At 75.3% G+C, this 14,516-nt stretch carries 12 protein-coding genes; all 12 read left to right on the top strand.

The genetic code is table 11. The features are described from left to right. Positions 1-423 precede the first annotated feature (423 nt). The 12 genes from CLT72_RS14480 to CLT72_RS14425 all read left to right on the top strand — a co-directional run bounded on the left by CLT72_RS14480 (position 424) and on the right by CLT72_RS14425 (position 14,355). Positions 424-1,935, top strand: coding sequence for a sugar ABC transporter ATP-binding protein (locus CLT72_RS14480; protein ID WP_199184763.1), 1,512 nt, complete (start codon positions 424-426; stop codon positions 1,933-1,935). After that, entirely contained in the window at positions 1,932-3,056 is a 1,125-nt protein-coding gene (locus CLT72_RS14475) for an ABC transporter permease (protein ID WP_101412320.1), read from the top strand. The genes CLT72_RS14480 and CLT72_RS14475 overlap by 4 nt, the downstream gene beginning before the upstream one ends. 163 nt (positions 3,057-3,219) lie before the next feature. Further along, a complete protein-coding gene (locus CLT72_RS14470) occupies positions 3,220-4,275 on the top strand; it encodes a substrate-binding domain-containing protein (protein WP_101412319.1) in 1,056 nt (351 codons plus the stop codon). Positions 4,276-4,328: 53 nt separating this feature from the next. Then, the gene (locus CLT72_RS14465) at positions 4,329-5,552 is read left to right on the top strand and encodes a Gfo/Idh/MocA family protein (RefSeq protein ID WP_199184762.1); all 1,224 of its coding nucleotides are present in this window, start codon (positions 4,329-4,331) and stop codon (positions 5,550-5,552) included. Positions 5,553-6,037: 485 nt separating this feature from the next. Then, a complete protein-coding gene (locus CLT72_RS14460) occupies positions 6,038-7,198 on the top strand; it encodes an inositol-3-phosphate synthase (protein WP_101412317.1) in 1,161 nt (386 codons plus the stop codon). After that, a complete protein-coding gene (locus CLT72_RS14455) occupies positions 7,182-8,102 on the top strand; it encodes an SCO3242 family prenyltransferase (protein ID WP_101412316.1) in 921 nt (306 codons plus the stop codon). Before CLT72_RS14460 ends, CLT72_RS14455 begins: the two co-directional genes overlap by 17 nt. Next, positions 8,099-9,046, top strand: a complete 948-nt coding sequence (locus tag CLT72_RS14450; RefSeq protein ID WP_101412315.1) for a sugar phosphate isomerase/epimerase family protein — start codon at positions 8,099-8,101, stop codon at positions 9,044-9,046. The genes CLT72_RS14455 and CLT72_RS14450 overlap by 4 nt, the downstream gene beginning before the upstream one ends. A gap of 36 nt (positions 9,047-9,082) precedes the next feature. Beyond that, complete coding sequence (locus CLT72_RS14445; protein ID WP_101412314.1) at positions 9,083-9,685, top strand: EboA domain-containing protein; 603 nt, start codon at positions 9,083-9,085, stop codon at positions 9,683-9,685. Next, on the top strand, positions 9,685-10,548 hold the full coding sequence (locus tag CLT72_RS14440; protein WP_101415163.1) for a TatD family hydrolase: 864 nt from the start codon (positions 9,685-9,687) through the stop codon (positions 10,546-10,548). The genes CLT72_RS14445 and CLT72_RS14440 overlap by 1 nt, the downstream gene beginning before the upstream one ends. Beyond that, positions 10,548-11,828 carry a metabolite traffic protein EboE gene (gene eboE / locus CLT72_RS14435; RefSeq protein WP_101415162.1) on the top strand — a complete coding sequence of 427 codons (1,281 nt, stop codon included), beginning with the start codon at positions 10,548-10,550 and terminating at the stop codon, positions 11,826-11,828. The genes CLT72_RS14440 and eboE overlap by 1 nt, the downstream gene beginning before the upstream one ends. Next, positions 11,825-13,294 (top strand): alkaline phosphatase family protein, encoded by a 1,470-nt coding sequence (locus CLT72_RS14430; RefSeq protein WP_101412313.1) that lies wholly within the window; start codon positions 11,825-11,827, stop codon positions 13,292-13,294. Before eboE ends, CLT72_RS14430 begins: the two co-directional genes overlap by 4 nt. Continuing rightward, positions 13,291-14,355 (top strand): polyprenyl synthetase family protein, encoded by a 1,065-nt coding sequence (locus tag CLT72_RS14425; protein WP_101412312.1) that lies wholly within the window; start codon positions 13,291-13,293, stop codon positions 14,353-14,355. Before CLT72_RS14430 ends, CLT72_RS14425 begins: the two co-directional genes overlap by 4 nt. Positions 14,356-14,516: the final 161 nt, after the last annotated feature.

Below are 14,516 nucleotides of genomic sequence, written 5' to 3'. Positions count from 1 at the left end.
TCTGTGAGCGTGAGGAGTGAGCCGGGTCTGCGAGCCCCGCAGTCGCGATCGGAGGGCGGATCTGTGAGCGTGAGGAGTGAGCCGGGTCTGCGAGCCCCGCAGTCGCGATCGGAGAAGTCGTCGTGAGCGTGAGGAGTGAGCCGGGTCTGCGAGCCCCGCAGTCGCGATCGGAGAAGTCGTCGTGAGCGTGAGGAGTGAGCCGGGTCTGCGAGCCCCGCAGTCGCGATCGGAGGGCGGATCTGTGAGCGCGAGGAGTGAGCCGGGTTTGCGAGCCCCGCAGTCGCGAACGGGGAAGGCGTCGTGACCGAGCGCGAGGAGGAGACCGTGGCCCGAACCGAGGAGACGCCCGCCGCCGGGTCGGCGCCGCTCGCCCCCGCCGGCGTCCCGCTGGTCGAGGCGCCCGCCGGCACCGTCGCGGGCGAGGTGGTGCTGCGCCTCACCGACGTGGTCAAGACCTTCCCGGGCGTACGCGCCCTGGACGGGGTGCAGTTGGAGGTGCGCGCCGGCGAGGTGCACTGCCTGCTCGGGCAGAACGGCGCCGGCAAGTCCACCCTGATCAAGGTGCTGGCCGGGGTGCACCGGCCCGACTCGGGGCTCGTCGAGTGGCGGGGCAGCCCGGTCACCTTCGCCAACCCGCAGGCCGCCATGCGCGCCGGCATCGCCACGATCTACCAGGAACTCGACCTGGTCGAGGACCTCTCGGTGGCGGAGAACGCCTTCCTCGGCCACGAGCCGCGCCAACTCGGCTTCGTCCGGCGGGGCGCCATGGCCCGGCGTACCCGGCAGATCCTCGGTCGGCTCGGCCACGCCGAGATCCCGCCCGGGCGGATGGTGCGCGCGCTGCCCGCCGCCGGCAAGCAGATCGTCAGCATGGCCCGCGCGCTCTCCCACGAGGCCCGGCTGATCATCATGGACGAGCCGAGCGCGGTGCTGGCCCACGACGAGGTGGGCAACCTGTTCCGGATCATCCGGGAGCTGACCGCGCAGGGCATCGCCGTCATCTACATCTCGCACCGGCTGGAGGAGATCCGCGAGATCGGCGACCGGGTCACCGTACTCAAGGACGGCCGGACCACCGCGGCGAACCTGCCGGCCCGCGACACCCCGACCCGCGACCTGGTCAGCCGGATGACGGGCCGCACCATCGAGTACGTCTTCCCGGACCGCCCGACCGGCGCGGCCGGCGGCGCGCAGCTGCTCACGGTCGAGGGGCTGACCCGGGCCGGCGAGTTCGCCGACGTCTCGCTCGACGTCCGGGCCGGCGAGATCGTCGGCATCGCCGGGCTGGTCGGCTCGGGCCGTTCCGAGCTGCTGGAGACCATCTACGGCGCGCGCCGCGCCGAGGCCGGCTCGGTGCGGATGGCCGGCCGGGCACTGCGCCCCGGCAGCGTCGGCGCGGCGGTGCGCTCCGGCATGGGGATGGCCCCCGAGGAACGCAAGAGCCAGGCGCTGCTGCTGGGCGAGCCGATCTACCGCAACGTGACCCTGGCGACCTTCGCCCGCTACGCCCGCGCCGGGTTCACCGACGTAGGGCGGGAACGGGCGGAGGCGGACCGGATCGCCGAGAGCCTGGAGCTGCGCCCCCGCGACGTACGCCGGCCGGTGCGCACCCTCTCGGGCGGCAACCAGCAGAAGGTGGTGGTCGGCCGCTGGCTGCTCGGCGAAACCCGGCTGCTGCTGCTCGACGAGCCGACCCGGGGCGTCGACGTCGGCGCGCGGGCGGAGCTCTACCAGGTGATCCGGGGGCTGGCCGCGCGCGGCGTCGGGGTGCTGCTGGTCTCCAGCGAGGTCCCCGAGGTGCTCGGCCTGGCCGACCGGGTGCTGGTGATGCGGGAGGGGCGGGTCGTCCACGAGGCCCCGGCCCGCGAACTCGATGAGAACACCGTGCTCGACCTCGTCATGGCGGGGTCCCTGATGGAAGGCGCGCCGGCATGACCGAGGGTCCTACTCCCACCGTGGCGCCGCAGCCGGCGGCACACCTGCCGGCGCAGTCGCCGCCGGTGCATCCCGCACAGACCGGGGCGGCCGTCGACAAGGTGGCGGCACCGGGCCGGATCTCCTGGTGGCGGGGCGACGGCGGCGAGGGCGCCCGCCGCAACCTCGGCCTGATCGGGGTGCTGGTCGTGCTCGTCGTGATCGGCGCCCTCACCCGCTCCGACCTGTACTCGAACCCGGACTGGGTGTGGGACAACGTCCTGAGCATCCTCAAGCTGGCGGCCGTGGTCGGCGTGGTCACCGTGGGCATGACCTTCGTGATCATCGGCGGGGGCATCGACCTCTCCGTCGGCGCGATCGTCGCGCTGGCTGGCGTCTGGTGCACCACGGTGGCCACCCAGAGCTACGGCGCCGGCGGCATGATCTTCAGCGCGCTCACCGTCGGGCTGGCGGTCGGCCTGGTCAACGGGCTGCTCATCTCGTACGGCCGGCTGGTGCCGTTCATCGCCACGCTCGCCATGCTGGTGGCCGCCCGGGGCCTGGCGGCCGAGATCTCCGACAAGCAGACCCAGGTGTCGGAGAACGGCTTCATCAACGGGCTCGCCAGCAACAGCCTGCTCGGCATCCCGCTGCTGGTCTACATCCTCGCCGCCGTGGTGGCCGCCGGCTGGGTGCTGCTCAACCGCACCACCTTCGGCCGGCGTACGGTCGCCGTCGGCGGCAACCCGGAGGCCGCCCGGCTCGCCGGCATCAACGTCCGGTGGCACACCGTGCTGCTCTACGCGCTCTCCGGCCTCTGCTGCGGGATCGCCGCCATCATGCTCACCGCCCAGGCCAACTCGGCGCAGGCGGCGATGGCGAACCTCTACGAGCTGGACGCGATCGCCGCCGCGATCATCGGCGGCACGCTGCTCAGCGGCGGGCGGGGCACCATCATCGGCTCCCTGCTCGGGGTGGTCATCTTCGCCACCATCACGAACCTCTTCGCCATCAACGGCCTCTCCACCGAGGCCCAGAACATGGTCAAGGGCGGCATCATCGTCGCCGCCGTCCTGGTCCAGCAGGTCCAGTTCCGCAGCCTCACCCAGTTCCTAAGCCGCAACCGGCTCACCACCACCTGACCCGCACCACAGCACACCGGGCCGGGTCGCACGACCCGTACCCGACCCGCATCCGCACTCCCGCGACATCCGGGCCACCCGAACGACGGTGGCCGGGCCCCGTACGCCCTCTTCCGTCCCGCACCGCGAGTTTCCTCCACCACCGTCAACCCAGGAGGTCGTCATGACCCAGCACAGTCGCGACATGTCACGCCGCCGACTGCTCTTCGGCGGGGCCGCCGTCGGCGCCGGCGTGCTGCTCGCCGGCTGCACCAGCAACGAGGCCAAGCCGACCGAGGCGCAGACCAAGGCGGCGGCCGCGCCGGGCGGCAACAACGAGCCCGGCAAGCGGGTCGTCATCGGCTTCTCCGCGCCGGCTGCGGACCACGGCTGGATCGCCGCCATCACCAACAACGCCAAGGCGCAGGCCGGGACGTACTCCGACGTGGAGTTCAAGTCGGTCGAGGCCGGCGCGGACGCGGCGGCCCAGCGGGCGGCGCTGTCCACGCTGATCTCGCAGAAGCCGGACGTGATCGTGCTGCTGCCGCACGACGGCAAGGAGCTCAACGCGTTCGGCCTGGAGGCGATGAAGGCCGGCGTGCCGGTGGTCAACCTGGACCGGGCGTTCCCCGACGCGCGGGCCTACCGGCTCCAGATCAAGGGCGACAACTACGGCATGGGGGTGGCCGCCGCCACCTACATGATCGAGCAGTTCAAGGCCAAGGGCGTCAGCAACCCCGTGATCGCCGAGATCGCCGGCATGGACGAGCTGGAGCTGACCCAGGAGCGGTCGAAGGGCTTCCTCGACACCCTGACGGCGAGCGGCTTCAAGGTCGCCAACCGCCGGGCCGCCCGGTTCACGGCCGACTCGGGACAGCAGGAGGCGGCGCAGCTGCTCCAGGCGCTGCCGAAGATCGACGCGCTCTGGAACCACGACGACGACCAGGGCATCGGCGTGCTGGCGGCGGTCAACCAGAGCGGCCGCAAGGAGTTCTTCATGGTCGGTGGAGCCGGCTCGAAGAAGGCGATGGAGGACATCCAGGCGGACAACACGGTGCTCAAGGCGACCGTGACCTACAGCCCCTCGATGGCCTCCTCGGCCATCTCCCTGGCCCGCTTGATCGGCCAGGGCAGGGGCATGTCCGACCTGGTGGAACTCCAGGTGCCCAAGGAGATCATCCTCGCCTCGGAGACGATCACCAAGGAGAACGCGGGCGACTACCTCAAGCTCGGGTTCTGACACACGGGGGGAGACCCACCTTGTCCACGACAGACAGAGAACTGCGGGTCGGCATGGTCGGCTACGCGTTCATGGGCGCCGCGCACTCGCAGGCGTGGCGCACCGTGAACCGGGTGTTCGACCTGCCGGCGCGGGCCCGGATGGCGCTGATCTGCGGCCGGGACACCGCGAAGGTGGCCGACGCCGCCGGCCGGCTCGGCTGGGACGCGCACACGACCGACTGGCGCGAGCTGGTCGCCTCCGACGACATCGACGTGGTCGACGTCTGCACGCCGGGGGACAGCCACGCCGAGATCGCCCTGGCCGCGCTGGCCGCCGGCAAGCACGTGCTGTGCGAGAAGCCGCTGGCCAACACGATCTCCGAGGCCCGGGCGATGGCCGCCGCGGCGGTCACCGCGCAGGCCGCCGGGGTGCGGTCGATGTGCGGGTTCAACTACCGGCGGGTGCCGGCGGTCGCGATGATGCGCCAGCTCGTCGCCGACGGGCGGCTCGGGGTGATCCGGCACGTCCGGGCGACGTACCTGCAGGACTGGATCGTGGACCCGCAGTTCCCCCTGGTCTGGCGGTTGCAGCGGGACCGGGCCGGCTCCGGTGCGCTCGGCGACATCGGGGCGCACATCATCGACCTGACCCAGTACGTCACCGGCCGGCGGATCACCGGGGTCAGCGCGGTCACCGAGACGTTCGTCAAGGAGCGGCCGCTGCCGGCCGGGTCGAGCGGGCTGGCGGCGACGGTGGACGGGGCGACGGTGGACGGGCTGACGGCGGCCGACGCGAACGGCGCCGACGGTCACCGCCCGGCCACCGGGATGGTCACCGTCGACGACGCGGCGGTCTTCGTGGCCCGGCTCGACGGCGGCGTGCTGGCCACGTACGAGGCGAGCCGCTTCGCCACGGGACGCAAGAACGCCCTCCGGGTGGAGATCAACGGCTCGCTGGGCACGGTGGTCTTCGACCTGGAACGCCTCAACGAGCTGGAGTTCTACGACGCGACGCGACCGGCCGCCGAGCAGGGCTTCAGCCGCATCCTGGTGACCGAGGGGGAGCACCCGTACATGTCCGCGTGGTGGCCGCCCGGGCACATCATCGGCTACGAGCACTCCTTCACCCACCAGGCGCGGGACTTCATCGAGGCGGTCGCCACCGGCGTCGACCCGGCCCCCTCCTTCGTGGACGGGTTGCAGGTCCAGCTCGTGCTGGACGCGGTGACCCGGTCGGCGGAGCTGGGCTCCTCGTGGACGGAGGTGGAGCCGGCCCTGACCACGGTGGCCGCCTGAGCCGCCTCCGGTGCCGACCGGCGAGGGACCGGCCGCGGTTGCGCCCCGCGGCCGGGACGAGGTCGGAGCCGGAGGGCGTGCGGCCGGGCCGGCGTGGCCCGGTGCCGCACGAGCAGAACGGTCGTCCGGTGCGGCCGGACCGGGATTCCCCGGTCGCACCGGAGGGCCGTCACCACCCGGCGACGCCGCCGGGCCGTGTCACCCCACGACGTCCGGTCGGTGCGCGCCGTCGTCCCGGCCGGCGGACGCGGGGGAGGCAGGGACGGGACGCCGACCGGCCCTGCCTGCCAGCCCCGTCCGTCCGCGCCCGCACCGGGAGCCGGGCCGGGGTCGTCGCCGCCGACGTCGACACCGGACCGGCGGGCTCCACCCGGGGCGGCCGGCGGACGGGGCCCATCCGCATAGATCCGTATCTTTCTGAACAAACTTCTGATATCTATGTAAGTCAATGCACGGCTGGTTCCTCCTGATCGGGAAGGAGCACCATGCGTACGGGTGTCTGGCTGGTGGGAGCGCGCGGCTCGGTCGCGACCACCAGCATCGTGGGGGCGCTCGCCCTGCGGTCCGGGCTCACCGGCCCGACCGGCTGCGTCACCGAGCTGCCCGACCTGCGTGGGCCCGCCCTGCCGGCCTTCTCCGACCTGGTCTTCGGCGGACACGACGTCGTCACCACCCCGCTGGCGAAGCGGGCCGAGGCCCTGGCCGCCGCCGGCGTGCTGCCCGGCCGGCTGGTCGCCGCCCTGCCCGACGAGCTGGCCGCCGTCGAACGCGCGCTGCGCCCGGCCCCCGCCGCCGGCACCCAGGCGGACCGGGCCGCCGCGACCGTACGCGACCTGACCGACTTCCGCCGCCGGCACCGGCTCGACCGGGTCGTGGTGGTCAACGTCTCGGCCACCGAACCGGCCGCCCGCCCGCACCCGGGCCACGCCGACCCGGACGCGCTGGCCGCCGCGCTCGCCGGTGGCGACGAGGTGCTGCCGCCCAGCTCCCTCTACGCGTACGCGGCGGTGCGCGCCGGCTGCCCGTACGTCGACTTCACCCCGTCCACCGGGCTGCGGCTGCCGGCCCTGACGGCGCTGGCCGCCGAGTACGGCGTCCCGTACGCCGGGCACGACGGCAAGACGGGGGAGACCCTGGTCAAGTCCGTGCTCGCGCCGATGTTCGCGATGCGGCACCTCGCGGTGCGCTCCTGGTCCGGGGTCAACCTGCTCGGCGGTGGCGACGGCGCCACCCTCGCCGACCCGGCGGCCAACGCGGCCAAGGTGGAGAGCAAGCAGCGGGTGCTCGGCGAGACCCTCGGCCACCTGCCGCAGGGCGGCACCCGGATCGAGTACGTCGAGGCGCTGGGCGACTTCAAGACCGCGTGGGACCTGGTCACCTTCGCCGGCTTCCTCGGCACCGGGATGCGGATGGAGTTCACCTGGCACGGCTGCGACTCCGCGCTGGCCGCGCCGCTCGTGCTCGACCTGGCCCGGCTCACCGCCGCCGCGCACGCCGCCGGCCTTGCCGGCCCGCTGGTGGACCTCGCCTTCTTCTTCAAGGACCCGCTCGGCGCGCCTACCCACTCGCTGGCCGAGCAGTGGACCCGGCTGTGCGACTTCGCCCGCCGGCTGCACGCGGGGGACACCGATGCCACGCCTCGCTGACCTCGCCGAACTCGTCCGGGCACCGGCCGCGCTGTCGGTACCCGGGGACGTCGTCGCCGGCGCGGCGGCCGCCGGCACGCTCGGCCGGCGTACGCCCGCGCTGGCCGCCGCGTCCGTCCTGCTCTACTGGGCGGGGATGGCGGCCAACGACTGGGCCGACCGCCGACTCGACGCCGTCGAACGCCCCGAGCGGCCCATCCCGAGCGGCCGGGTGGCCCCCGCAGCCGCGTTCGGCCTCGCCGCCGGGCTCACCGCCGCCGGGGTCGCGCTCGCCACCGCCGCCGGGGGCAGGCGCGCCGCGGCGGTCGCGGTCCCGCTCGCCGCCACCGTCTGGGGGTACGACCTGGCGGCGAAGTCGACCCCCGCCGGCCCGGCCGTGATGGCCGCCTGCCGGGGGCTGGACGTGCTGCTCGGCGCGACGGGCGGCCGGGTGCTGCGGGCGGTGCCGGCGGCGCTCACCGTCGCCGCGCACACGTGGACGGTCACCGCGCTCTCCCGCCGGGAGGTCAGCGGCGCCGACGCCGCGCTGCCGCTGCGTACCCTCGCCGGCACCGCCCTGGTCGCCGCGAGCGCCGCCGTGCCGCGCGTCGCCCCGCCGGTGCGGGACCGTCGCCCCGGCGCAGGCGCCGAACCGCCCGGCCGCGCCCCCCGGCGGGGCCCGGCCGCCGCGTTGCCCGCCCTGCTGGCCGGCTGGTACGCGGCCCGCTACGGCGCGGCCCAGGCCCGGGCGGCGGCCGACCCCACCGCCGGCCGGGTACGGGCGGCGGTGGGCGCCGGGATCACCGGACTGCCCGCGTTGCAGGGCGCGCTGACCGCCCGCGCCGGGGCGGGGCTGCTCGGGGCGGCGGTGGCGGTGGCCGCGCCGCTGGGCGGCCGGCTCGCCCGGAGGGTCTCCCCGACATGACCGCCCCGACCCGTTCCGTGCCGGCTCCCCGCAGCCCGGCGCCGGCCGGCGCGGCCGGCGGGCTCCGGTTCGGCTACGGGACCAACGGGTTCGCGAACCACCGGCTGACCGACGCGCTCGCCGTCCTCGCCGACCTGGGCTACCGGGGCGTGGCGCTCACGCTGGACCACGACCACCTCGACCCGTTCGCGCCCGCGCTGGCCCGGCGGGTGTCGGCCGTCGCCCGTCGGCTCGCGGCGCTCGACCTCGCCGTGGTCGTCGAGACCGGCGCCCGCTACCTGCTCGACCCGTGGCACAAGCACGCCCCGACGCTGCTGCACGACGACCCGGCGCGGCGGATCGGGTTCCTGCGCCGGGCCGTACGGATCGGCGCCGACCTGGGCGCGGAGGCCGTCTCCCTCTGGGCCGGCGTCCGGCCGGAGACCGTCGAGCCGGCGACCGCCTGGGACCGGCTGGTCGCCGGCTGCGCGACGGTGGTCGACGCGGCCGAGGCGGCCGGTACGACCCTCGGCTTCGAGCCGGAGCCGGGCATGCTGGTCGAGGACATCGCCGGCTGGCGCCGGCTGCGCGGCGCGCTCGGCGACCCGGCCCGCTTCGGCATCACCCTCGACATCGGGCACTGCCGCTGCCTGGAGCCGCTACCGGTCCCCGAGTGCGTACGCGAGGTGGGCGCGCACCTGGTCAACGTGCAGATCGACGACATGCGCCGGGGCGTGCACGAGCACCTGGAGTTCGGCGCCGGCGAGATCGACTTCCCGCCCGTGCTGCGCGCCCTGGGCGACGCCGGCTACCGGGGACTGGTCGCCGTGGAACTGCCCCGCCACTCGCACGCCGCCCCCGCCGTCGCGGCCCGCTCGCTCGACTTCCTGCGCGCCGCCGCCAGGGAAGCGGCGCGACCGCGACCGGATGCGGCCGTGCGGCAGGCGGCGCGACGGCGGCGGTGACCGGGCCCACGGCGGAGGCACGAGAGAGGAGACGGGATGACACCGGATGCACTGCGGGCCGCGCTGCGGGGCGTACCCGATCCCGACTGGCTCGACGCGGCGCTGCGGCGGGTGGCGGCCGAACCGGCGGCGATCGACCGGTTCTTCCCGGCCGCCGGGCGGCGCTGCGGCCGGGCGCCGCTGCCCGACGCGCCCGGCTGGAGCGCCGACGAGGCGGCCCGGGCCCTGCTGCTGGCCGCGCTGCCCGACGAGCACGCCGCGCACGCGCGGACCCGCTACCTGCACGGCGACGCCGCCGAGAAGCGGGCGGTGCTCAAGGCCCTGCCGCTGCTGCCGGTCGGCGCGGCGGGCGTGCCGCTGCTGCACGACGCGATCCGCACCAACGACACCCGGCTGCTGACCGCCGCCCTCGGCCCGTACGCCCGGCACCTCGACCCGGCCGCCTGGCGGCAGGCGGTGCTCAAGTGCGTCTTCACCGGCGTACCGCTGGCGGTGGTGCACGACCTCGACGCCCGCGCCGACGGCGAACTCGCGGCGATGCTCGGGGCGCTGGACGCCGAGCGGCGGGCCGCCGGGCGCGGCCTGCCGGCGGACGCGACCGACCTGCTCACCCGGCTGCGCGCGAACCAGGAGGCGTGATGCGCATCTTCGACCCGCACGTCCACATGACCTCGCGGACCACCGACGACTACGAGCGGATGGCCGCCGCCGGCGTACGGGCGGTCGTGGAGCCGGCGTTCTGGCTCGGGCAGCCCCGCACCAGCCCCGCGTCCTTCGCCGACTACTTCGACTCGCTGATCGGCTGGGAGCCGTTCCGGGCCGGGCAGTTCGGGGTGCGCCACCACGCCACCGTGGCGCTGAACCCGAAGGAGGCCAACGACCCGCGTTGCCGCCCGGTGCTCGACCTGCTGCCGCGCTACCTGGAGAAGGACGCCGTGGTGGCGGTCGGCGAGATCGGCTACGACTCGATGACCCCGCAGGAGGACGAGGCGTTCGCCGCCCAGCTCGCCCTGGCCGTGGCGCACGACCTGCCGGCCCTGGTGCACACCCCGCACCGGGACAAGGCGCGCGGCGTCGAGCGCAGCCTCGCGGTGGTGGCCGAGTCGGGGATCGAGCCGGGCCGGGTGGTGCTCGACCACCTCAACGAGGTGACGGTGGGCCTGGTCCGCGACACCGGCTGCTGGCTGGGCTTCTCCATCTATCCCGACACCAAGATGTCGCCGCCGCGCATGGTGGAGCTGCTGCGGGCGTACGGGACGGAGCGGATGCTGGTCAACTCGGCGGCCGACTGGGGGCGCTCCGACCCGCTGCTGACCCGGGCCACCGGGGAGGCGATGCTGCTCGCCGGCTTCACCGACGACGACGTGGACCGGGTGCTGTGGCGCAACCCGGTCGAGTTCTACGGCCAGTCGGGGCGGCTCGACCTGACGGACCTGGACGCCGCCGTCGACGCCGGCACGGGCACGTGGGCCGGGAACTCGATCCTGCGCGGCGGCAGCTGATGCGGCTGCGGCACCCCGGCGGCGGCACCGTCCACCTCGGCTACTGCACCAACGTGCACCCCGCCGAGGACCTCGCCGGCATCCTGCGCCAGTTGGACACCCACGCCGTGCCCGTACGCGAGGCGCTCGGCGCCGACCTGCTCGGCCTCGGGCTGTGGCTGGCCGCCCCGGTCGCCGCCGAGCTGGCCGCCGACCCGGCCGCCCGGCGTCGGCTGCGCGCCGAGCTGACCGTCCGGGGGCTGGAGGTGGTCACCCTCAACGGTTTCCCGTACGCGGCCTTCCAGGCGCCCGTCGTCAAGGGCGACGTCTACCACCCGGACTGGACCACCCCCGCGCGGCTCGCGTACACCCTGGACCTGGCCCGGGTGCTCGCCGACCTGCTGCCCGACGACGCGGCCCGGGGCTCGGTCTCCACCCTGCCGCTGGCCTGGCGGCAACCCTGGGACGTCGCCCGCGCGGACGCCGCCCGCCGACGGCTCGACGAGCTGTCGGCCGGTCTGGCGGCCGTCGAGCGGGAGACCGGCCGGCCGGTGCGGGTCGGCTTCGAGCCGGAGCCCGGCTGCGTGGTGGAGAGCACCGGCCAGGCCGTCGCGGCCCTGTCCGGCCTGGACACCGACCGGCTCGGCGTCTGCCTGGACCTCGCCCACCTCGCCTGCGCGTGGGAGGAGCCCGCCGACGCGCTGGGCCGGCTGCGTACGGCCGGACTGCCGGTGGTGAAGGTGCAGGTGTCGGCCGCCATCGAGGCGCCCGCCGGGGCGACGGCGGAGCTGCGCCGCTGGGTGGAGCCGCGCTTCCTGCACCAGACCCGCGCCGCCGGCTGCGCGGGCGCGGCGGACCCGGCCCATCCCGCCCACGCCGCGGACGACCTGGACGCCGCCCTGGCCGCGCGGCTGCCCGGGCCGTGGCGGGTGCACTACCACGTGCCGCTGCACGCCCCGCCCGAGCCGCCGCTCGGCTCCACCCTGCCGGTGCTGCGTGCCGCGCTGGCCGCGCTCTACGCCGGGCCCGCGCCGGGCTGCGACCACCTCGACGTCGAGACGTACACCTGGGGGGTGCTGCCGGCCGCGCGGCGCCCGCGCACCGCCGCGGAGCTGGCCGTCGGCATCGCCGCGGAGCTGGCCTTCGCCCGCGCGGAGCTGGTCGCCCTCGGCCTCGCGCCGGCGGGCCGCGCGCCCGGCGACGGCGGAGGTACGACGATGAGCGAGCGTCAGCGAGCGAGTCATCGACTCTGGGCTGGGGTGGCTCATGGCGGCGCCGAGCGGAGCGAGGTGACGACATGAGCCGGCGGCTGGTGGTCCTGGACGTGGTGGGGCTGACCCCTCGGCTGCTGGCGCACATGCCCCGGCTGCGCGCGGTCGCCGACGCCGGCTTCCGCGCCGAACTCGGCACGGTGCTACCCGCGCTGACCTGCCCGGTGCAGTCGACGTTCCTCACCGGGGCGCTCCCGGCCGGGCACGGCGTCGTGGGCAACGGGTGGTACTTCCGCGACCTCGGCGAGGTGCTGCTCTGGCGGCAGCACCACGCCCTGGTCGGCGGCGAGAAGCTGTGGCAGGCGGCCCGCCGGGTCGAGCCGGGCTTCACGGTCGCCAACGTCTGCTGGTGGTACGCGATGGGCGCCGACGTGGACTGGACGGTCACCCCCCGCCCCGTCTACCGCGCCGACGGGCGCAAGGAACCGGACTGCTACACCGACCCGCCGGAGCTGCACGACGCCCTCACCGACCGGCTGGGCACCTTCCCGCTGTTCAGCTACTGGGGGCCGGGCGCCGGGCTGGCGTCGTCGACGTGGATCTGCCGGGCCGCCGAGCTGATCCTCGCCGACCACGCGCCGGACCTGACCCTGGTCTACGTCCCGCACCTCGACTACGACCTGCAACGTTTCGGCCCCTCGTCGCCCCGGGCCGCCGCCGCGGCGGCCGAGCTGGACGGCGTGCTCGGGCCGCTGCTGGACGCCGCCCGCGCCCGCGACGCCACCGTGGTGGTGCTCTCCGAGTACGGCATCACCGACGTGTCCCGCCCGGTCGACGTCAACCGGGCGCTGCGCGCCGAGGGGCTGCTGCGGGTGCACACCCAGGCCGGCATGGAGTACCTCGACCCGTGGACCTCGCGGGCCTTCGCGGTGGCCGACCACCAGGTGGCGCACGTCTACGTCCGCGACCCGGCCGACGTGCCGGCGGTGGCGAAGCTCTGCGCCGCGCTGCCGGGGGTGGGCGAGGTGCTCGACGCCGACGGCCGGGCCGCGTACGGGCTGGACCACCCGCGCGCCGGGGAGCTGGTCCTCGTCGCCGAGCCGGACGCCTGGTTCACCTACTACTACTGGCTCGACGACGCCCGCGCGCCCGACTTCGCCCGGCTGGTGGACATTCATCGCAAGCCGGGTTACGACCCCGCCGAACTCTTCTTCGACCCGGCCGCACCGTCGGCGGCGAAGCGGCGGGCGGCCGGGGCGCTGGCCCGCAGGAGGCTCGGGATGCGCTACCTGATGAGCGTGGTGGGGCTGGACGCCGGCGCCCGGGCGGTGCGCGGGTCGCACGGGCGGCTGCCCGCCGACCCGGCGGACGGGCCGGTGCTGCTCTGCTCCGATCCGTCCGCCGCCCGGGACCGGGTCGCCGCGACCGAGGTCAAGGCCCTGCTGCTGGAGCTGGCGGGGCTGGCGTCCCCGCCGGCCCGCGACGCGGTCCCGCCGTCGCGTCACGTCGCGCCGCCCACCCCGGTGGCGGGTCGGCGGCCCGGGGAGGAACCGTGACCGCCGACGCCGCGACCGACACGAGCGGGCTGCGGGCGCGCTTCGACGCCGCGCTCGCCGCGTTCCTCGACCGGCAGGGCCGGGACTGGCCGGACGGCGCGCCCCGGGGCGTCTTCACCGCGCTGCACCGGTTCGTGCTGGCCGGCGGCAAGCGGCTGCGCCCGCTCTTCTGCTACTGGGGCTGGCGGGGCGCGGACGGCGTCGACGGCGCCCCGATCGTGACGGCCGCCGCCGCGCTGGAGCTGTTCCACGCGTTCGCGCTGATCCACGACGACATCCTCGACGGCAGCGACTGCCGTCGGGGCGGGCCGTCGGTGCACCGGCTCTTCGCCGACCTGCACGCCCGCTCGTCCTGGCGCGGCGACCCCGAGGCGTACGGGCGCAACACCGCGCTGCTCTGCGGCGACCTCTGCGCCGCCTGGTCCGACCAGATGTTCCACGAGTGCGGCCTGGACGTGGGCCGGGTGCACCGGGGATACGCGGTCTACGCGCTGATGCGTACCGAGGTGATCGCGGGGGAGTACCTGGACCTGGTCTCCGGGGTGGGCGACGGGTCGGTGGCGAGCGCGCTGACCGTGGTGCGGATGAAGGCGGCCCGCTACACGGTCACCCGGCCGTTGCAGATCGGCGCGACGCTGGCCGGGGCCGGGCCGGAGCGGGTCGCCGCGCTGGCCGGGTTCGGCGACCCGTTGGGCGACGCGTTCCAGCTGCGCGACGACGTGCTGGGGGTCTTCGGCGACCCGACGGTCACCGGCAAGTCGGTCCTGGACGACCTGCGGGAGGGCAAGCCGACGGTGATGATGGCGCTGGCCCGTGGTGCCGCGGACCGGGCGCAGGCCGCGCGGCTGCGGGAGCTGTTCGGCAACCCGGCGCTGGACGGCGACGGCGCCGCCGAGCTGCGGAAGATCATCGAAGCCACCGGGGCCCTTGAGCGGATCGAGGGGATGATCCGGGTACGCGCCGAGGCCGCGCTCGCGGCGCTGGCGTCCGCCCCGGTGACCGCCGGGGCCCGCGCCGCCCTGGCCGGGCTCGCCGCCCAGGCCGTCGACCGGCCCTGCTGAGTCGCCGCGCGCCGACGACTTTCCGCGATATCGACGAAAGTTAGTGCCGAATCGGCGGAAGGTATGGACACATCGATGTGCGCCGCTTAATGTCGGGCCATCACGAATGTGTTTCGTCGAGGTGAACCGGCGGCGCCGGAACCCATCGACTGGTGACCTCC

Source organism: Micromonospora sp. CNZ309 (genome assembly GCF_002846525.1).
This window is presented reverse-complemented; position numbering and strand designations above follow the sequence as displayed.

Bases quoted from the DNA above. Each gene is read 5' to 3' on its own strand.
- CLT72_RS14450 (WP_101412315.1), top strand. From the start codon at position 8,099: ATGACCGCCCCGACCCGTTCCGTGCCGGCTCCCCGCAGCCCGGCGCCG.
- CLT72_RS14440 (WP_101415163.1), top strand. From the start codon at position 9,685: ATGCGCATCTTCGACCCGCACGTCCACATGACCTCGCGGACCACCGAC.
- CLT72_RS14455 (WP_101412316.1), top strand. From the start codon at position 7,182: ATGCCACGCCTCGCTGACCTCGCCGAACTCGTCCGGGCACCGGCCGCG.
- CLT72_RS14430 (WP_101412313.1), top strand. From the start codon at position 11,825: ATGAGCCGGCGGCTGGTGGTCCTGGACGTGGTGGGGCTGACCCCTCGG.
- CLT72_RS14475 (WP_101412320.1), top strand. From the start codon at position 1,932: ATGACCGAGGGTCCTACTCCCACCGTGGCGCCGCAGCCGGCGGCACAC.
- CLT72_RS14445 (WP_101412314.1), top strand. From the start codon at position 9,083: ATGACACCGGATGCACTGCGGGCCGCGCTGCGGGGCGTACCCGATCCC.
- CLT72_RS14460 (WP_101412317.1), top strand. From the start codon at position 6,038: ATGCGTACGGGTGTCTGGCTGGTGGGAGCGCGCGGCTCGGTCGCGACC.
- CLT72_RS14465 (WP_199184762.1), top strand. From the start codon at position 4,329: ATGGTCGGCTACGCGTTCATGGGCGCCGCGCACTCGCAGGCGTGGCGC.
- CLT72_RS14470 (WP_101412319.1), top strand. From the start codon at position 3,220: ATGACCCAGCACAGTCGCGACATGTCACGCCGCCGACTGCTCTTCGGC.
- eboE (WP_101415162.1), top strand. From the start codon at position 10,548: ATGCGGCTGCGGCACCCCGGCGGCGGCACCGTCCACCTCGGCTACTGC.